Genomic DNA, 17,850 nt, shown 5'->3' on the forward strand with positions numbered 1-17,850 from the left:
ATAAAAAAATTAAACTATGTAAGACTTGCCCCTATACTTATCTGTTCTTGCTGTGTTACTATCTGTAAAGAGAAATTTCGTGTGAAATTCATGACGATAGTTGAAAATATTGCTTAATTTGTTATAATAAAAATTAAGCAGAAATAAAAAGGTTGGGCGTAAGCTTCAAGGATCTAGTTCTTCAAGGGGTGAGAAGGACATTTTATTGAAGGGGCCTGCCTATACTAAGTTATCTTTAGAGGTACATACTTTCAATGAAAAAAGAAAGCATGTACCTCTTTTTTAAATCGAAAGGAAGTGAAGCAAGTGTTAGAAGCTTTGGAACAAATCCGAAAAGCAGAAGAAGAAAATGAAAAGCGTGCTCAAACACTGCGGCAGCAGCTGAAGATCTATGCAACAGAAAAAGAGCAGGAATTGGAAACGATCCAAACAAACTATCGACAACAACTAAAACAGTTGGTGGAAGAAAGAGAACAATTCGAAATACAAGAATTAGAAAAAGAAAAAATGAAATTGAAAGCAGAAGCAGACAAGGTGCAAGCAACTTTGAAAGATCAATATCAAAAGCATCAGAGTCAAGCGATCGGTGCGATCATTGAAAGGGTGAAAGAAACTTATGGCCGTCACTAAGATGGAAAAAGTGACCCTCATTTCAGATAAAAGAAATCAGGAGAGGATTTTACAAGCAGTACAAGGAATCCAAAACGTTGAAATCCGGGATCTGTATCAAAATAGAACAAACAACCAGTGGGTGGAGAAGTATTTTCCAGATACCACGATTATTGATAAAGAAGCAAAATTAAGCGCTTTAGGTAATCGGTTGAAAGATATCCAAGAAGCTATCCAATTCATACAACACCACGGCGATAGCCGTCAAAAGAAACTCCATTTAAAACGTCAAGAACTTTCCTTACAAGATTTGGAAGCCAATTATTCCGAAGAAAATTTCATAAATAAATTGAAAGAAGTCCTTGATTTAAAAGAAAAGTGGGAACAACTAACTGAAGAACGTGATCGTTTAGAAGAAGAGGAAGAATGGCTTCTTCATTGGCAACAGCTGGATATTGCTCCAAGTATGTATGCAAGTAAGACGACCATTTTTGAGATGGGGACTGTGAGTGCAGCAAATTTTGAAAGTTTCAAGGAAGAACTGAGTAAGCTTGATGACGTTTATATGGAAGAAATAGATTATACGCCAAAACAAGTTTATCTTTCGTATGTTGCTTTAAAAAAATCAGTTGCTGTTATAGAAGAAATTGCTGGGAAATACGGGTTCAATAAAGAAACGTATCCTTATGAACAAAATCCTAAAGAAAAACTGCAAGAGACCAAGCAGCAATTATCCATTGTTCACGAGCAGCAAAAGAAGATAACGACAGCGTTAGGTCAGTGCAGTGGCTATATCCAAGAATTTGAATGGGTAGAAGAAGTCACACTTGCCGTTGCAGAACGAGAAAAAATAAAAGAACGGTTTATCCATGCGACTTATCTGATCGTTTTGCAAGGTTGGGTAGATGCAGAAGAAAAACAGAATTTGCTGCATGTGTTAAACGAAACCGTATCAGAAGAAGATATATACGTCAGTTTCGAAACACCAAACTCAGAAGAGATTCAGCAGGAAGTCCCTACTAAATTGAAAAACCATCCGCTTGTCGAACCTTTTGAATTGCTGACTGAAATGTACAGTCTGCCAAAATATGAAGAAGTAGATCCAACACCTTGGATGACACCATTTTATCTTGTCTTCTTCGGGATGATGGTCGCAGATGTTGGTTACGGATTGCTGATGCTCATTGGGACAATACTAGCTCAAAAACTACTTGTTCTACCACGCGGGATGAAACGTTTCGTAAAATTCTTTGAGATTCTCTCGATACCATCGATCATCTGGGGATTGATCTACAGTTCATTTTTCGGACAGGCATTACCAAAAGAACTGTTTGGCATCCGCTTGCCTTTCCCAATCCTATCTACGACGGATGACGTCAATACGATTTTGATTTTATCCGTGATTTTCGGTCTGATACAGATTTTGGTTGGATTATTTGTGGCAGCAAAGGAAAATATCAGGAGAAAAGATTACTTGAGTGCTGTCAGTGATGGATTTGCCTGGCAAGGGATCCTAATTGGGATCGTTATTGCGTTGGTTGGTGCCATGTTGATAAAAAATACAGCATTTGTTTACCTTGGCGCTGGGCTATCGATCATTGCTGCCTTATGTATCTTGATCGTTCCGATTATCCAAACGCCGTCTAAAGTCAAAGGTGCTGCCAAAGGTGCGTATAATCTTTACGGACTGACCGGCTATATCGGTGATTTAGTCAGTTATACACGTTTGATGGCATTGGGTATTTCAGGCGGAAGTATTGGAGCGGCATTCAATATGCTAGTTGCTTTCATGCCGCCAGCTGCTCGATTCAGTGTAGGGATCCTTTTGATCATCGCTTTACACGCACTGAATATGTTTTTGACACTGCTAAGTGCCTATGTCCATGGCGCACGATTGCAGTATGTCGAATTTTTTGGGAAGTTTTATACAGGAGGCGGACGTGCCTTTGATCCGCTGAAAACGGCGGAAAAATACGTCAACATCAATCACAAGAAAAAAAACAATAAATAATTGGAGGATTTTTATACAATGATGGATTACTTAATTAGTCAAAATGGTGGAATGGTATTTGCGGTATTAGCGATGGCAACAGCGACGATTTTTTCAGGGATCGGTTCAGCTAAAGGTGTTGGAATGACAGGTGAGGCAGCAGCAGCATTGACAACAAGTCAACCCGAAAAATTCGGGCAGGCTCTGATTCTGCAATTGCTTCCAGGTACGCAAGGTTTGTATGGATTTGTTATTGCCTTTTTGATTTTTATCAACTTAGGAAATGATATGTCAGTTGTACAAGGACTGAACTTTCTAGGTGCTTCTCTGCCGATTGCTTTTACAGGCTTGTTTTCAGGTATTGCCCAAGGAAAAGTCGCAGCGGCAGGTATTCAAATTTTAGCGAAAAAACCTGAACATGCTACAAAAGGAATCATTTTTGCTGCGATGGTTGAAACATACGCGATTTTAGGTTTCGTTATTTCCTTCCTATTAGTGTTGAATGCCTAAGCATAAAGGAGGAAAAGCAGATGAACGCCATTGAAAAAATCATCTCTCAGATGAACGAAGCAGCAGAGCAGGAAAGAGCGGCGTTAGAACAAGAAGAGCGAATGAAGATCGATCAAAACTTTGAACAAAAACGTACGCAAGTTGAAACAGAACATCAAAAACAAAAAGAAAAACAAATCGAATTACTCGAAAAAAAATACCGTCAGCTAAGGAATCGCCAGCAAGTAGAAGTACGACAAGAAAATTTGAATGCGAAGCAGGAATTTTTAAGACGATTGTTTGCAGATGCGGTAACTGAAATGGAAAATTGGGATGAATCTGAACAAATCCAGTTTATCAAAAATGCATTGTATTCATTACCTTTGACAGGAAAAGTAGCATTCATTGCTGGAGAAAAATCAGCAGCCTATCTTTCTCAGACGTTGTTGGATGAATGGAACAATGAACTTCCCTTTATGATGGTTTTAAGTGATGAAACTATTGCTGATCAAGCGGGTTTTCTGATAAACGATCAAGGAGTTCAGTATAATTTTCTTTTCAGCAGCCTTGTACAAGATATCCAAGGAACGATGAGTTTTGAGATTGCCAATCAATTATTCGAATAAGGAGGGATCAGTGTATGGAATACCACGAACTAAATCCCTTGATTCGCGGAAGAGAGCTTGAACTTTTGTCCAATGAGACATTTGAACGGATGATTCAAACAAATTCTGTCGAAGCACTTGGTGAAATATTGAAATCCACGATTTACAGTCCATATATTTATGACGGATATGAATATGACTTCGAACAGAATCTTTTAAAGGAGCAGAGCCGTCTATTTCGCTGGTTAAAGGAATCAGCACCGGAGCCTGAAATCGTTTGGATCTATACGATGCGCTATACTTTCCATAATCTGAAGGTTTTGACAAAAGCCGAGATGACAAATCAAAATCTGGACCATTTGTATATCGACGATGGATTTTATTCATTAGAAACCTTGAAGGATGCCATTCATACGCAAGTTTCAAATGAACTCCCTGAAAGCATTATGGACAGTATACGAGAAGTACGTGATTATTTTGAAGAGTCTACCATTCTTCAGGGAATTGACGTGATTTATGATCGACAGTTTTTGACAGAGCAGCGACGGCTTGCCGATAAGCTAGGATATCAAGAATTGCTGACAGAAGTCATTGCTTTTATTGACTTGACCAATATCACAACGATGGCTCGAGGAATATTGCAGAAAAGAACATATGGGTTCATGACGACGGTACTTTCCAGCTCGGGAAGTATCGAAAAAGAAGTATTTTTGAACTTTGTAGATAAAGATATGGAAGATTACACGAATTTTCTATTAGAGACAGATTATGCTGATTTTCTGCGCCCTGTCATCCGTGAGGGAAATCTTGATCTCGTAAAGCTTGAACAGTTGAAAGATGATTATCTAAGTTCATTGTATCAAGAAGCACAAACCCAGGCTTTCGGACCACTGCCACTACTAGCCTTTTTGAACGCAAAAGAGGTAGAAAGCAAAAACCTTCGTTTACTGGTTATCGGCAAAAGAAGCCATTTCGAATCAGAAACAATCAGAAAGCGGGTGAGACAAGTCTATGACGCATAAGATCGGTGTAGTTGGCGACAAAGATTCTGTTTTGCCATTCAAATTGTTTGGCTTTGATGTTCGTTATGGTACAACCAAGCAAACCGTTCGTCAGGCAATTGAAGAAATGGCAAAGAATGAGTATGGCGTGATTTATGTCACAGAGCAATGTGCAGCATTGAGCCCAGAAACGATCGAACGTTACAAGGAACAAATGATACCTGCTATCGTATTGATTCCCAATCATCAAGGATCATTAGGGATAGGGCTGGAAGAAATTCAAAAAAACGTAGAAAAAGCAGTAGGTCAAAATATCTTATAGTATGAAAAGGAGATAGAAATTTTGCAAATTGGAAAAATCATAAAAGTCTCCGGACCTCTTGTAATGGCTGAGAACATGTCTGATGCCAGTATCCAAGACATGTGTCTAGTGGGAGATCTAGGAGTTATCGGAGAAATTATCGAGATGCGTGGCGATGTGGCGTCTATTCAAGTATATGAAGAGACTTCTGGAATTGGTCCAGGCGAACCGGTTCGCTCTACTGGTGAAGCTTTATCTGTTGAATTAGGACCAGGGATCATTTCACAAATGTTTGACGGAATCCAACGGCCATTAGATACCTTTATGGAAATCACACAAAGTAATTTCTTAGGGCGCGGAGTTCAATTGCCCGCATTGGACCATGAGAAAAAATGGTGGTTCGAACCAACAGTAGAAGCCGGAGAAACGGTGAGTGCTGGAGATGTTATCGGGATCGTAGAAGAAACAAAAGTTATAAAACATAAAATCATGGTGCCAAATGGGATAAAAGGTACGATCAAAACAATCGAAAAAGGTTCATTCACTATTGATGAAACAGTATGTGTCATTGAAACCGAAAATGGTGACAAAAATTTGACGATGCTTCAAAAATGGCCAGTAAGACGTAGTCGGCCAATCAAAGAAAAATTAAACCCGGATGCACCCATGATCACTGGACAGCGAGTGATTGATACATTCTTCCCAGTGACAAAAGGAGGAGCAGCAGCTGTACCTGGTCCTTTTGGTGCAGGGAAAACAGTCGTTCAGCATCAAATTGCAAAATGGGCCGATGTGGACATGGTTGTCTATGTGGGATGTGGCGAGCGTGGAAATGAGATGACGGATGTTTTAAATGAATTCCCTGAATTGATTGACCCTAATACAGGAGAATCGTTGATGGAACGTACGGTATTGATTGCTAATACATCAAACATGCCAGTAGCAGCTCGAGAAGCTTCTATCTATACGGGAATCACAATTGCGGAATATTTCCGTGACATGGGTTATGACGTTGCTATCATGGCAGACTCCACTTCACGATGGGCAGAAGCACTTCGTGAGATGAGCGGACGTTTGGAAGAAATGCCTGGTGATGAAGGTTATCCAGCTTATCTTGGTTCACGGCTTGCGGAATACTATGAACGATCTGGAAGAGTCATTGCATTAGGATCAGAAGGTCGCGAAGGAAGTATAACCGCAATCAGTGCTGTATCGCCGTCTGGAGGGGATATTTCGGAACCAGTCACACAAAATACATTGCGGGTCGTAAAAGTATTCTGGGGTCTTGATTCCAGTTTAGCCCAAAAAAGACATTTTCCTTCGATCGATTGGATACAAAGCTATTCTCTTTATTCAACAGAAGTAGGGAAGTATATGGATCATATCCTTCAAGCTGACTGGGCATCCATGGTCACCGAGGGCATGCGTATTTTGCAGGAAGAACAGCAGCTGAATGAAATCGTGCGTTTGGTAGGGATTGATTCCCTTTCAGATAATGACCGTCTGACATTAGAAGTGGCAAAATCCATTCGTGAAGATTATTTGCAGCAAAATGCTTTTGATGATGTCGATACATTCACTTCAAGAGAGAAACAATTCAAAATGTTGAAGATGATCTTGACCTTTGGTGAAGAAGGACGCCGTGCGTTGTCGTTAGGTGCTTATTTAAGTGAGATCATGGACGGTACCGTATCGATTCGTGAAAGGATCGGACGAAGCAAATATATCCCGGAAACAGAATTAGAAAAACTAGATCAAATTATTGGTGAAATCAAGCAAACGATGCAAACGATCGTTTCAGAAGGAGGCATGAGCAATGATTAAAGAATATCGTACGATCGGTGAAGTCGTCGGTCCATTGATGGCGGTTGAAAAAGTTGCTGGTGTCAAATATGAAGAATTAATCGAAGTCCGTATGCAAAATGGCGAGATTCGTCGTGGACAAGTATTGGAAGTCCAAGAAGATAAAGCAATGGTCCAAATATTCGAAGGAACAAGTGGTATCAATTTACGTGACTCTTCTGTACGATTTTTAGGCCATCCTTTAGAACTAGGTGTATCGGAAGACATGATCGGTCGAGTATTCGATGGTTTGGGACGACCGAAAGATAACGGACCAGAGATCCTGCCTGAAAAGCATTTGGATATTAACGGAGAAGTAATCAATCCAGTAGCTCGGGATTATCCAGATGAGTTTATCCAAACAGGTATCTCTGCAATCGATCATTTGAATACATTAGTTCGTGGGCAAAAATTACCAGTATTTTCTGGCTCTGGTCTTCCTCATAAAGAATTAGCTGCTCAGATCGCGCGACAAGCAACGGTACTCGATTCATCAGATGATTTCGCCGTAGTCTTTGCTGCTATTGGAATCACTTTTGAAGAAGCAGAATTTTTCATGGAAGATTTTCGTCAAACGGGCGCAATCGACCGTTCTGTCATGTTTATGAATTTAGCAAACGACCCTGCAATCGAACGTATCGCTACTCCTCGTATGGCTTTGACTGCTGCAGAATATCTTGCTTATGAAAAGGGAATGCATGTTTTGGTTATCATGACAGACATGACCAACTATGCAGAGGCATTGCGAGAGATTTCTGCAGCACGGCGAGAAGTTCCAGGAAGAAGAGGATATCCTGGGTATCTTTACACGAACTTAGCTACTTTATTCGAACGAGCAGGAAGAATCCGCGGACTAAAAGGATCGGTTACTCAAATTCCGATTCTAACAATGCCAGAAGACGATAAAACTCATCCAATCCCTGACTTGACTGGTTATATTACAGAAGGACAGATCATCTTGACTAGAGAGCTTTACAAGAGTGGGATTCAGCCACCAATTGATGTACTCCCGTCTCTTTCGCGGTTAAAAGATAAGGGAACTGGACCCGGAAAGACAAGAGAAGACCATGCAGCTACGATGAATCAGCTTTTTGCAGCCTATGCACAAGGAAAACAGGCAAAAGAATTAGCCGTAGTTTTAGGTGAATCTGCTTTATCTGATGTAGACAAGATCTATGCGAAGTTTGCTGAGCGGTTTGAAAAAGAATATGTCAATCAAGGATTCTACACGAACCGTTCGATTACTGAAACACTTGATCTAGGGTGGGAACTGCTATCGATGTTGCCAAGAACCGAATTAAAACGAATCAAAGACGACATGCTGGACAAATATCTGCCAGAAGGGAAGTGAGTTCTGATGGCACGATTGAATGTGAATCCGACCCGCATGGAATTGACTCGATTGAAAAAACAGTTGACAACTGCCACAAGAGGGCATAAATTATTAAAAGATAAGCAAGATGAACTGATGCGTCAATTCATCCTGTTGATTCGAAAGAACAACCAGCTGCGTCAAGAAATGGAAGAGTCTATGACAGAAGCAATGTCTGATTTTGTATTGGCAAATGCTTCGATCACGGAGCCTTTCATCGAAGAATTATTTGTTTTGCCGGCGGAAAACGTTGATTTGTCTATCGTAGACAAAAATATCATGAGTGTAAAAGTACCTGTGATGAATTTTGAATATGATGAACAGCTGACAGACACACCTTTGGAATACGGGTATTTGAATTCCAGTGCCGAACTGGATCGGTCAATCGATCGGTTTACTACCCTGCTTCCAAAACTTTTGGAACTGACAGAAATCGAAAAAACTTGTCAACTGATGGCGAGTGAAATCGAAAAGACACGTCGGCGAGTCAATGCATTAGAATATATGACGATCCCTCAATTAGAAGAAACGATCTATTATATTCGTATGAAGCTGGAAGAAAACGAGCGCGCAGAAGTAACAAGGTTGATCAAAGTAAAAAATATGGGTACCACTGACTAAGTGGTATCCTTTTTTAAAAGAGGAAAACGATGATTAAACAAAGCAAACAAATAAAGAAACGCTTGCCGGCTGTTCAGCTTCTCGCATTAGGATTTTTTCTCCTGATTTTAGTTGGCGGCGGCCTACTTACCCTACCATTTTTTAGTAATAGTGGGCATGGGACAAATTTTATCGATGCGCTTTTCACTGCAACTTCTGCTGTCTGTGTGACGGGATTGACAACATTGAATACAGCAGAGCATTGGAACAGTGCTGGTCAATTTTTGATCATGCTTTTGATTGAGATCGGCGGTCTTGGTTTTATGATGGTTCCGATTCTATGCTTTGCATTGATAAAGAAGAAAGTCAGTCTCAGCACACGTATTATATTAAAAGAAGCGCTGAATCTAGAAGAAGTATCAGGTGTGATGAAGCTCATGCTTTACATCCTGAAATTGGCCTTTGTGATCCAACTGATTGGTACGGTTGCTTTATCTTTTGTATTGGTGCCTGAATTTGGCTGGTTGAAAGGTATCTGGTACAGTTTGTTCCATGCAATCTCTAGTTTTTGTAATGCAGGGTTTGATTTGTTAGGAGACAGTTTAGCCAATCACCAGCAAAATGTTTATTTGATCATGGTGGTATCTGCTTTGATCATTTCTGGTGGGTTAGGCTTCATCGTATGGCGTGATTTACTGGAATATCATCAGAAAAAGAAGATAACGATTCATTCAAAAATCGCATTAACCGTTACAGGTACCCTTTTATTAGGCGGATTCGTTGTGTTCTTTTTCACAGAGCGCAATGGGGAAACGCTAGTGGAAGGGAATATGTTTCAACGATTGGCAAACACCTTTTTTATGAGTGTGACACCTAGAACGGCTGGATATTATTCAGTTGATTACCTCCATATGAGCCATGCAGGTCTGATTTTAACGATGTTTTTGATGTACATCGGCGGAACATCTGGGTCGACGGCCGGCGGATTGAAAACAACTACGTTAGGTGTGTTGCTGATCCAGATGCGTTCGATGCTTAAAGGACGTACGAGAGCGGAAGCATTTGGCCGTACCATCCGACAAGGCGCAGTGTTGCGGGCACTTACTTTATTTTTTGTTACGTTGACGTTGTGTGTAGTCGCCATCATGATTTTATCGGTGACTGAAACGATACCTAAAACTTCTGGCATCGAATATATTGCTTTTGAGGTCTTCTCTGCGTTTGGTACAGTAGGTCTTACGATGGGATTGACGCCAGACTTGACTGCAATAGGGAAATTGATCATTATAGCGCTTATGTACATTGGACGAGTTGGTGTATTGACTGTGGTCTTCTCTCTGATGACAAAAGCACAAAGAACACAATCAAAATACAAATATCCAGAAGAAAGTGTCATGATTGGATAATTTCATCTTCTGACAGAAACCTAGTGATTTAGTAAAATAAGAAAATAAAATAATTTTTCTTGCTTCTTGGATACTTTAAGTGCAAAATGTTCGTTTATTTTTTGAGGCACTACCCGTTGTTGAACCTCGGGTAGTGCCTCTTTTTTATTGAAAGGAATCAATAAGATTTGATTCCTTTATTTATCAATAGGTTATAATTCATATTTTTTTATTTTTTCTTTTACGATACTTAGTCCAGAAGCTAAAATTTCAAGGTTATTAGAGGATAGGGAAATTCGAACGAATGCATCTGGTTGCGCACGTGTAGTAAAGCGTCTGGAATGATAAAGTCGGATACCGTTAGCAAGAAAGTCATTCTCAATTATCTTAGGATCAATCTCAGGATCAACTGGAAGAATTCGATAGTAAGGGACACGATTCGTTGGTTTTTCTACTTTGAAAAGAGAATCAAAAAGCTGATTGGCTCTTTTCGTAAGACTTAATTTAGTTTCTAAGATCCTATTTGCTTCATTTGAATGGAGGATTTGAGTGATGACTTCCACATCTAATCCAGAAGTTTTCACATTTATATTAAAAATTGCTTGTTCTATCTTGTTTTGGACATGTACTGGAACTACAAGATAAGCAACTCGCAATCCAGAACAAATAAATTTTGTCATTCCAGCTAAGTAGATTGTTTGGTTAGGTAATAATTTTTGGAAAGGAGGAATGATCGTATGTTGATAGTAAGTTGTTAAAAATGAATGGATATCATCTTCAATAACCCATAGACCTTCTTTTTCAATCACTTCGGCTAATTGCTCTCGTCTTTTGTGAGAGATTTGAAACCCTATAGGATTATTACAAGAAGGCATAAGAAAGACACCATGAATCTTCTTTTTTCTACATTCCTGAATCAATATATCAGGTCGCATTCCTTGCTCGTCAAAATCAATTGGAACGATCTCTAAATGATATAACTGAGCCAATTCAATGAAATTAGCGTATGTATATCGGTCTGTTGCTATTCTATCACCTGGAGAGAAAAGTGCAGAAAGTGTGATAGCCAATCCATTTTGAACACCGGAAACAATAGATAGAGATTCTAAGGACGGAATGACTCCTTGAGTTTTTAACCAATTTGCTGCAGTAGTCAATTGAAAATTTGTGCCTTTGGGATCTTGGTAATTAAGCAAACCAACAAGATTTGGGTTATTACTAGTTGATTGAATAAACGGGACAACGAATTTATTACATTCTTCAAAAGAACTAACCAGACCAAAATCAATGATATGTTCGGTTACTTCATTGGTAGAGATGGTGATGGACTCAAAGACATTGGGAGAAATAAATGTGCCACTTCCAATATTCGTATACAGCAAACCTTTCTCAATTCCATATTTATAAGCCTTGCCAACGGTAGTAAAATTTAAATCTAAATAATCAGCTAGCTCTCTTTGGGAGGGTAACTGAGTGTTTTTCTGTAATTTATTCTTTAAAATATCTTGTTCTAATTGTTGAATCAACGATCGATAATAAGGACGCTTCAATTTTTGTTTGTCTGGTCGCCAAGTTAACGGGTAATTGTCATAAGAATTAATAGGCATTTTCTCCACTCCTTAAAATTGTATACCATACAATTTTACCATTGATTGTATTGATTTTAGAAGTTAATCTTTTGTGAGGAGGGAATTGTCTATGAAAATTATTAATTTTGAGGAAGTAGTAGCTTCTTTTAGTTTTGAAGAAGCGATTCAAGTAATGAAAAAATGTTTTTTTGATTATGAAAGTGGTAAAATCAGCCAAAATCCTCGATTGGTGGAAATTTTACCTGACGGAAAAGACAAAAATATGTTTGCGATGATGCCTGCTTATTTGGGGGAGAACAGATATTTTGGAACAAAAGTCATTACCGCTTTTCCGGATAATCATCAGTATCATTTACCTTCTCATTTAGGAGAGATTTTCTTGTTTGATGCTCAAAACGGACTACCCAAAGCATTGATAAACGCAAATGCAGTCACCTGGATTCGAACAGCTGCTGTATCTGCGCTGGCAACAGATTACTTAGCAAATCCGCATGCAGAAACACTTGCTTTAATTGGAGCTGGTCAACAAGCATTGTCGCATTTGACTGCGATTTCTACCATTCGTCCCATCACTACAGTGTTTGTTTACGATATTTTAGAAGAAAGACGAAATACTTTTATCGCTAAAGCTAAAAAACAGTATCCTAAAATAACGTTTATAAATGCAATATCAGTAGAAGATGCAGTACGTCCAGCGGAAATCATTTGTACGTTGACCTCTAGTAAAGAGGCATTTCTTCAAAAAGAGTGGGTAAGGGAAGACGCACATATCAATGCTGTGGGCACATTTACTCCTGATACAAGAGAGATAAGTACATCGTTGATGGAAACTTCTCAAATCTATGTAGATGATTACTCAGCTGCCTTAACAGAAAGCGGGGACCTGCTTATAGCCATGGCAGAAGGAGATTTAGAGGAATCTTGTATTGTTGGTACATTAGGCGAATTAGTTTCTGAGAAAAAAACATTTTATAAAGGAGAATCGAGGACGACGATTTTCGACGCAGTTGGTCTAGCTATTGAAGATCTTTGTTGTGCAGAATATATTTATAACAAATTAGAGAAAGGGGCTTTAAAATGAACTTAGATTATTACGTAGTTGATGCATTTGCAGATGAGGTGTTCAAAGGAAATCCAGCAGCGGTTTATGTGCTAGAAGAATGGCTGCCAGAAAGTACGATGCAAAAAATTGCCATTGAAAACAATTTATCTGAAACAGCATTTACAGTGAAGAAAAACCAAGAATTTGAGCTTAGATGGTTTACGCCAGATCGAGAAATCGATCTTTGTGGTCACGCGACATTAGCAACAGCATTTGTTTTATTTAACTATTACAAAATACCTGATGAAACGATTAAATTTTCTACTCAAAGCGGTAATCTATTTGTGACAAGAATTAAAGATTATTATTACATGGATTTTCCTAGTATTATGCCGAAAAAAGTGCCGATATTGACTGAATATGAAGAAGCAATTGGGGCTAAGATTAAAGAAGCCTACTTAGCACGTGATTTATTTTTCGTATTAGAAGATGAAAAAACGGTGGCTAAATTGCAGCCAGATTTTACAGCTATCAAAAATTTTGAATTAGGAATAGGAGTCATCGTGACAGCAGAAAGTGTGCAAAAAGACTTTGTTTCTAGAACCTTCTTTCCAAAATTAACAATCAATGAAGATCCAGTATGTGGATCAGCACATTCTAATCTTATTCCTTATTGGGCAGAAAGAATGAATAAAACAAAATTGTCAGCTTATCAAATGTCATCAAGGGGCGGGGATCTAGAATGTGAATTAAAAGAAGATCGTGTGATAATAGGAGGAAAAGCAGTTTTGTTTTCTAAAGGTACCTCGTTTATTTGATTTCTTTCAAATGAGTTAAAAATAAATTGGTGGAGAGTGGCAGCCTTATAGCTACAATGGTTGTTAAAAAAAGACGCAAACTTTTTCAATTTAATGAAAAGTTTGCGTCTTTTTTTAATTATTAGTGTTTGTTTTTTATTCAATCAAGAGTAAAATGCCCCATACTAACTATCCTCGGATGACTTCGATTTTATAACCATCAGGGTCAATGACAAAGTAGTAAGAAGGCGTAGTGCCAGGTAATCCTTTTAAGTCAGTAATCTCAAGACCTGCAGCTTTATGTTGCTCGTGTAATTTTTCTAAATCATCAGCTGCAATAGCGATATGACCATAGCCGTCTCCTAGATCATACGCACCATGATCATAGTTGTAAGTCAACTCTAATTCATAGTCATCTCCAGGAAGTGTCAAATAAACAAGTGTAAATTTGTTTTCTGGAAAATCACGGCGGCGGCTTTCTTCAAAACCAAATGCCTTTTGATAAAATTCGATTGATGCTTCAAGATCTTTCACCCGAACACATGTGTGAGCCATTTTCATAAATTCATCTCTCCTTTTTCTTTTACTCAATCATAACAAAAAGAAGTAAGGAAATAGTTGATTTGTGCTTGTTCATGAGAAATTTCTCATGTAAAATGGATAGAAAATAATACTGTTAAGGTGGAAACAATTCATGGATAAACCAATTTTTGGTGAAAAAAAGCAATCTGCTAATTATCAAACCCGTTATGCAGCATATATTGTCATAGAAAGAGACAAGCGGATTGCGGTGATCGAGGCTCCAAATGGTGCTTTTTTCCTTCCTGGTGGGGAAATCGAAGGAGAAGAGACGAAAGAAGAAGCGATTGTCCGTGAGCTGATAGAAGAAATGGGAATTGTGGCAGAAATTTCTTCTTATCTGGGAGAAGCTGATGAGTATTTTTACTCGAATTATCGTGCAACTTATTATTATAATCCAGGATATTTCTTTGTTGCTGATTCTTGGAAGCGTATAGGAGAACCAACTGAAAAGACCAATAAAATTTGGTGGGTGAGCCCTCAAGAAGCGCTTGTGAAATTGAAACGTGGTAGCCACCGATGGGCAGTCGAGAGATGGATCGAAAAAAATAAAAACTGAAAGAAAGCGAGTAGATCAGCTTTCTCTCAGTTTTTTTATTTATTACAGTACATATTTTTTGATTGCTTCAGCTACACCGTGCTCGTCGTTTGATGAAGTGATGACATTTGCTGCTTCTTTGACAAGAGAAACGGCATTTCCCATTGCTACTCCTAGACCAGCATATTCAATCATGGATAAGTCGTTCTCGTTATCTCCGATAGCCATGATTTCATCTTGATCAATACCAAGGTGCTGTGCGAGATTCGCAACTGCCGCACCTTTACTTGCTTCTTTATTTAGTACTTCGAAGTAATAGGGCGCACTTTTGACCGTTGTGTATTTATCACGGAAAGTTTGCGGTAAACGCGCAATTGCTGCATCTAAAATTTCTGGTTCGTCGATCATCATCATTTTGACGATGTTCATGTCTGGTGTCATTTCTTCAGGTGTTCGATATTTTAGCGGCATCTTGACTAAACTTGCTTCGTGGATCGTATAAGCGCTGATATCTCGATTAGGCGTGTAGATCGCTTTGTCATCGATCGAATGGAGATGACTGCCGACACGGCGTGCCATCACTTCGATCTCTAGGAAATCTTCATGAGTCAGTCCGTGACGGGCGATGATTTTACCTGATTTCGTTTGTTGTACGAGTGCCCCGTTATAAGTAATAACGTAATCATTATCTTGAAAAAGGTTCAACTCGTTTAACTGTTCCTGGACACCTGGTAAGGGACGGCCAGTGCATAAAACGATCGAAACACCTTTTGCAACAGCAGCGGCAATCGCTTCTTTTACTTCTTTTGTTACTTCTCTTTTCTCATTTAATAAAGTACCATCGATGTCGATAGCGACTAGTTTGATAGACATAATTTCCTCCAATATATTTTAATTTATTTCAATCAATGCGCCATTACGGATATGGCTGGCAAATTCTTGATAAGTTTCGTCAAATAAATCATAATGATCACGCAAGGACGGATCAACCATTTCTTTTGGAAAGAAAAATCGCTCATCTCCTTGTTCTTGTCCCGCTAATGCAGCAACAAGCTGACTAACCTGTGATAATTCTATCAAAGTTCCGTCATTTCGCAAAATCTCGATTTGTGTGCGATGTCTGCCTTGTTCTGGGCGATAAAAATCATAAGGCAGATCGTAGCTAGAATTCACAGCAGTGTAATAAACAGGGTTATAGCCAACCTTTTCTACTAACAAAGTGAGTTCTTGGACTAATTTTGAATCCCGGTTGCCAGAAAAAGTAGCAGATTTCAGTGGTTTACGATTCAAAAAACGTTTAGCTAAATCATTTAAAATAGGATCAGCAGATTCAGACCATTGAGTAAAGTAAGTGCCCAAGACCCCATCATCAAGTTTGAGGTATTCTTCTAAAGTAAAGCTTCCGTCAAGAAATGGCAGAAGTAATTGAGAATGGAGTTCAAAACTGCTGGCATCTTCTTGATACAACTCGTGTGCGCGATGAAGCAGATGCTCCAAAATCACTTCCATACCACGGGAAACAGGATGGAAGTACACTTGCACATACATTTGATATCGGCTAACGATATAATCTTCCACTGCATGCATGCCACTCATGGAAAAAGCGATCCCGCCTTCATAAGGACGAATCACACGTAATATTCGGGTAAGATCAAATGTTCCATATTCTGTTCCAGTGAAATAAGCATCCCGAAGCAAATAGTCCATTCGATCTGCATCGATCTGACTAGAAATCATTTGGACAACTTGTGGGTTGGGGTAAGTTTTTTGGATCACACTAGCTACCTTTTCAGGAAAACCTTCTTCTACTCGGTTAAGAATCTGATACACTTCTGTTTCTGGAGAAGTGATGATCTCTACAGTGATGGCTTCATGATTCGTATGGAAGATATGTTCAAATGTATGAGAGTAAGGACCATGACCGACATCATGCAACAGTGCCGCACATAAAGTCACCAGCCGTTCCTGATCATCCCAGCCTCCGTTGCCTATTTTTTCTTTTGAAAAATTTCGAGAAAAGATATCGCAGATTCGTCTTGAAATCTCATAAACGCCTAATGAATGGGTAAAACGGCTATGTTCTGCTCCGTGAAAAGTGAAAGAAGAAGTGCCTAATTGTTTAATGCGTCGTAAACGTTGGACTTCTTTCGAATTGATCAAATCTAAGATTACTTGATGCTGGACATGGATATAGTTATGGACTGGATCACGAAAAACTTTTTCCATAGGCAGCATTTGATATTTATAAGGGGTTGTCATAATGTAGCTCCTTTATGTTATTACGTTGTTCCATTCTCTGGATTTGGTTGTTCCATTGCTCCAGCTGGATTTCTTTTTTTAGCCAGTCGGTAGAATCCTGTAAATCACTTGCAGAATACAGCTTTTCAAAAGCTTTTGCAAATGCTTCTTTGACTTCTTTTACAAAAAGGGGTTGGTCAAGCAGTTCTTCAAGTGTTGCCATTGTAGCAGGATCCACTGCAGGATAGCCATTTGTACCAAAGTCTTCTTTTAAAGCAGATTGATAAAATCGCTTCATGACTTGCCCGCGTTTTTCCTGATTACCGTTGACACTTAAGTACATCATAACAGAAATCCCATTTTTGATCCGACGCTGAGCGATACCGGCAAATTTTTTGCCATGGATGCTTAAATCATAAGTTCCAGGACAATAAGAATGGGTGATTTCGAATGCTTGTATCGGTGCCTTTGGAAAAGCGTATTTAGTCAATAGGAGCATTTGCTCGTAAGCGTCATCTATGGTTATTTTTTTTGTGTCACTTTGGGGGAAAATCAAAGAAATATTTAAAATTCCTTCATCTGATACGATCCCTAATCCACCTGAATTTCTGATCACTGGAGCGTAACCTGCATCTTTCAGTGTTTGGATCCCGTCACTTAGAAAAGGAGTTCGAACATCCTTCATACCTAAGATGACTGTGCAGTCATATTGCCAGAAATGTAAAAAGATTTGCTGGTGTTCTTTAGAATATTCCGTTAATATATCTGTTAATGCAAAAGGGGAAAAGTCGTTTTTTTGATAAATGTGCTGATCTAGTCGAATCGCAGGGTTCATTCAACCGGCTCCTTTGTATAAATTCATATTTTCTACAA

18 protein-coding genes and 1 other annotated feature are annotated in these 17,850 nt (G+C 39.0%); of the genes, 13 read left to right on the forward strand and 5 right to left on the reverse strand.

Annotated elements, in window-relative coordinates; translation table 11 throughout:
- The first annotated feature begins 150 nt into the window (after positions 1–150).
- Positions 151–198: a sequence feature (sodium ion sensor (DUF1646 type); this cis-regulatory element may regulate processes involved in with the transportation of sodium ions), on the forward strand.
- 99 nt (positions 199–297) lie between these two features.
- From PYW34_RS03245 to PYW34_RS03290, 10 genes are read left to right on the forward strand one after another with little or no spacing between them, the layout of a single operon-like run.
- Complete coding sequence (locus PYW34_RS03245; protein WP_016925813.1) at positions 298–630, forward strand: hypothetical protein; 333 nt, start codon at positions 298–300, stop codon at positions 628–630.
- The gene (locus PYW34_RS03250; protein ID WP_002318568.1) at positions 617–2,620 is read left to right on the forward strand and encodes a V-type ATP synthase subunit I; all 2,004 of its coding nucleotides are present in this window, start codon (positions 617–619) and stop codon (positions 2,618–2,620) included. Before PYW34_RS03245 ends, PYW34_RS03250 begins: the two co-directional genes overlap by 14 nt.
- A gap of 18 nt (positions 2,621–2,638) precedes the next feature.
- Positions 2,639–3,109 (forward strand): V-type ATP synthase subunit K, encoded by a 471-nt coding sequence (locus tag PYW34_RS03255; RefSeq protein WP_002292848.1) that lies wholly within the window; start codon positions 2,639–2,641, stop codon positions 3,107–3,109.
- A gap of 20 nt (positions 3,110–3,129) precedes the next feature.
- Positions 3,130–3,714 carry a V-type ATP synthase subunit E gene (locus tag PYW34_RS03260; RefSeq protein WP_002334457.1) on the forward strand — a complete coding sequence of 195 codons (585 nt, stop codon included), beginning with the start codon at positions 3,130–3,132 and terminating at the stop codon, positions 3,712–3,714.
- A gap of 14 nt (positions 3,715–3,728) precedes the next feature.
- The gene (locus PYW34_RS03265; RefSeq protein ID WP_002306177.1) at positions 3,729–4,715 is read left to right on the forward strand and encodes a V-type ATPase subunit; all 987 of its coding nucleotides are present in this window, start codon (positions 3,729–3,731) and stop codon (positions 4,713–4,715) included.
- A complete protein-coding gene (locus tag PYW34_RS03270) occupies positions 4,705–5,016 on the forward strand; it encodes a V-type ATP synthase subunit F (protein WP_002292844.1) in 312 nt (103 codons plus the stop codon). The genes PYW34_RS03265 and PYW34_RS03270 overlap by 11 nt, the downstream gene beginning before the upstream one ends.
- Positions 5,017–5,037: 21 nt before the next feature.
- Positions 5,038–6,819 carry a V-type ATP synthase subunit A gene (locus PYW34_RS03275; RefSeq protein WP_002295101.1) on the forward strand — a complete coding sequence of 594 codons (1,782 nt, stop codon included), beginning with the start codon at positions 5,038–5,040 and terminating at the stop codon, positions 6,817–6,819.
- Complete coding sequence (locus PYW34_RS03280; protein WP_002292842.1) at positions 6,812–8,188, forward strand: V-type ATP synthase subunit B; 1,377 nt, start codon at positions 6,812–6,814, stop codon at positions 8,186–8,188. Before PYW34_RS03275 ends, PYW34_RS03280 begins: the two co-directional genes overlap by 8 nt.
- 6 nt (positions 8,189–8,194) lie before the next feature.
- Positions 8,195–8,830 (forward strand): V-type ATP synthase subunit D, encoded by a 636-nt coding sequence (locus tag PYW34_RS03285; protein ID WP_002295103.1) that lies wholly within the window; start codon positions 8,195–8,197, stop codon positions 8,828–8,830.
- A 29-nt stretch (positions 8,831–8,859) separates the two neighbouring features.
- A complete protein-coding gene (locus PYW34_RS03290; RefSeq protein WP_002334458.1) occupies positions 8,860–10,215 on the forward strand; it encodes a TrkH family potassium uptake protein in 1,356 nt (451 codons plus the stop codon).
- Positions 10,216–10,406: 191 nt separating this feature from the next.
- Here PYW34_RS03290 and PYW34_RS03295 read toward each other — a convergent pair whose 3' ends face one another.
- Positions 10,407–11,801 carry a PLP-dependent aminotransferase family protein gene (locus PYW34_RS03295; RefSeq protein WP_002304550.1) on the reverse strand — a complete coding sequence of 465 codons (1,395 nt, stop codon included), beginning with the start codon at positions 11,799–11,801 and terminating at the stop codon, positions 10,407–10,409.
- 91 nt (positions 11,802–11,892) lie between these two features.
- Between PYW34_RS03295 and PYW34_RS03300 the strand changes: the two genes are divergently transcribed.
- Together PYW34_RS03300 and PYW34_RS03305 are read left to right on the forward strand one after the other, a co-directional pair.
- Complete coding sequence (locus tag PYW34_RS03300; RefSeq protein WP_002334459.1) at positions 11,893–12,864, forward strand: ornithine cyclodeaminase family protein; 972 nt, start codon at positions 11,893–11,895, stop codon at positions 12,862–12,864.
- Positions 12,861–13,643, forward strand: a complete 783-nt coding sequence (locus tag PYW34_RS03305) for a PhzF family phenazine biosynthesis protein (protein ID WP_002334460.1) — start codon at positions 12,861–12,863, stop codon at positions 13,641–13,643. Before PYW34_RS03300 ends, PYW34_RS03305 begins: the two co-directional genes overlap by 4 nt.
- A 168-nt stretch (positions 13,644–13,811) precedes the next feature.
- Here the strand turns inward: PYW34_RS03305 and PYW34_RS03310 are convergent, their stop codons facing one another.
- On the reverse strand, positions 13,812–14,183 hold the full coding sequence (locus PYW34_RS03310; RefSeq protein WP_002327753.1) for a VOC family protein: 372 nt from the start codon (positions 14,181–14,183) through the stop codon (positions 13,812–13,814).
- Positions 14,184–14,316: 133 nt separating this feature from the next.
- Between PYW34_RS03310 and PYW34_RS03315 the strand changes: the two genes are divergently transcribed.
- The gene (locus PYW34_RS03315) at positions 14,317–14,760 is read left to right on the forward strand and encodes an NUDIX domain-containing protein (protein ID WP_002312217.1); all 444 of its coding nucleotides are present in this window, start codon (positions 14,317–14,319) and stop codon (positions 14,758–14,760) included.
- Between the two features lie 42 nt (positions 14,761–14,802).
- Here PYW34_RS03315 and yidA read toward each other — a convergent pair whose 3' ends face one another.
- The 3 genes from yidA to PYW34_RS03330 are packed head-to-tail and all read right to left on the reverse strand — an operon-like array spanning position 14,803 to position 17,812.
- Positions 14,803–15,612: a sugar-phosphatase gene (gene yidA, locus PYW34_RS03320; protein ID WP_002295119.1), complete on the reverse strand. Its 810-nt coding sequence runs from the start codon at positions 15,610–15,612 to the stop codon at positions 14,803–14,805.
- Between the two features lie 18 nt (positions 15,613–15,630).
- Entirely contained in the window at positions 15,631–16,998 is a 1,368-nt protein-coding gene (locus PYW34_RS03325; RefSeq protein WP_002295121.1) for an HD domain-containing protein, read from the reverse strand.
- Complete coding sequence (locus PYW34_RS03330) at positions 16,982–17,812, reverse strand: lipoate--protein ligase family protein (protein ID WP_002295123.1); 831 nt, start codon at positions 17,810–17,812, stop codon at positions 16,982–16,984. The genes PYW34_RS03325 and PYW34_RS03330 overlap by 17 nt, the downstream gene beginning before the upstream one ends.
- Positions 17,813–17,850: the final 38 nt, after the last annotated feature.

This window comes from Enterococcus faecium (genome assembly GCF_029023785.1).
Lineage (GTDB): Bacteria > Bacillota > Bacilli > Lactobacillales > Enterococcaceae > Enterococcus_B > Enterococcus_B faecium.

What these genes read in the sequence shown, in the direction of transcription:
- PYW34_RS03290 (WP_002334458.1), top strand. Translation starts at nt 8,860, where the DNA reads ATGATTAAACAAAGCAAACAAATAAAGAAACGCTTGCCGGCTGTTCAG.
- PYW34_RS03295 (WP_002304550.1), bottom strand. Translation starts at nt 11,801, where the DNA reads ATGCCTATTAATTCTTATGACAATTACCCGTTAACTTGGCGACCAGAC.
- yidA (WP_002295119.1), bottom strand. Translation starts at nt 15,612, where the DNA reads ATGTCTATCAAACTAGTCGCTATCGACATCGATGGTACTTTATTAAAT.
- PYW34_RS03255 (WP_002292848.1), top strand. Translation starts at nt 2,639, where the DNA reads ATGATGGATTACTTAATTAGTCAAAATGGTGGAATGGTATTTGCGGTA.
- PYW34_RS03280 (WP_002292842.1), top strand. Translation starts at nt 6,812, where the DNA reads ATGATTAAAGAATATCGTACGATCGGTGAAGTCGTCGGTCCATTGATG.
- PYW34_RS03250 (WP_002318568.1), top strand. Translation starts at nt 617, where the DNA reads ATGGCCGTCACTAAGATGGAAAAAGTGACCCTCATTTCAGATAAAAGA.
- PYW34_RS03315 (WP_002312217.1), top strand. Translation starts at nt 14,317, where the DNA reads ATGGATAAACCAATTTTTGGTGAAAAAAAGCAATCTGCTAATTATCAA.
- PYW34_RS03285 (WP_002295103.1), top strand. Translation starts at nt 8,195, where the DNA reads ATGGCACGATTGAATGTGAATCCGACCCGCATGGAATTGACTCGATTG.
- PYW34_RS03270 (WP_002292844.1), top strand. Translation starts at nt 4,705, where the DNA reads ATGACGCATAAGATCGGTGTAGTTGGCGACAAAGATTCTGTTTTGCCA.
- PYW34_RS03305 (WP_002334460.1), top strand. Translation starts at nt 12,861, where the DNA reads ATGAACTTAGATTATTACGTAGTTGATGCATTTGCAGATGAGGTGTTC.
- PYW34_RS03260 (WP_002334457.1), top strand. Translation starts at nt 3,130, where the DNA reads ATGAACGCCATTGAAAAAATCATCTCTCAGATGAACGAAGCAGCAGAG.
- PYW34_RS03310 (WP_002327753.1), bottom strand. Translation starts at nt 14,183, where the DNA reads ATGAAAATGGCTCACACATGTGTTCGGGTGAAAGATCTTGAAGCATCA.
- PYW34_RS03325 (WP_002295121.1), bottom strand. Translation starts at nt 16,998, where the DNA reads ATGACAACCCCTTATAAATATCAAATGCTGCCTATGGAAAAAGTTTTT.
- PYW34_RS03265 (WP_002306177.1), top strand. Translation starts at nt 3,729, where the DNA reads ATGGAATACCACGAACTAAATCCCTTGATTCGCGGAAGAGAGCTTGAA.
- PYW34_RS03330 (WP_002295123.1), bottom strand. Translation starts at nt 17,812, where the DNA reads ATGAACCCTGCGATTCGACTAGATCAGCACATTTATCAAAAAAACGAC.
- PYW34_RS03300 (WP_002334459.1), top strand. Translation starts at nt 11,893, where the DNA reads ATGAAAATTATTAATTTTGAGGAAGTAGTAGCTTCTTTTAGTTTTGAA.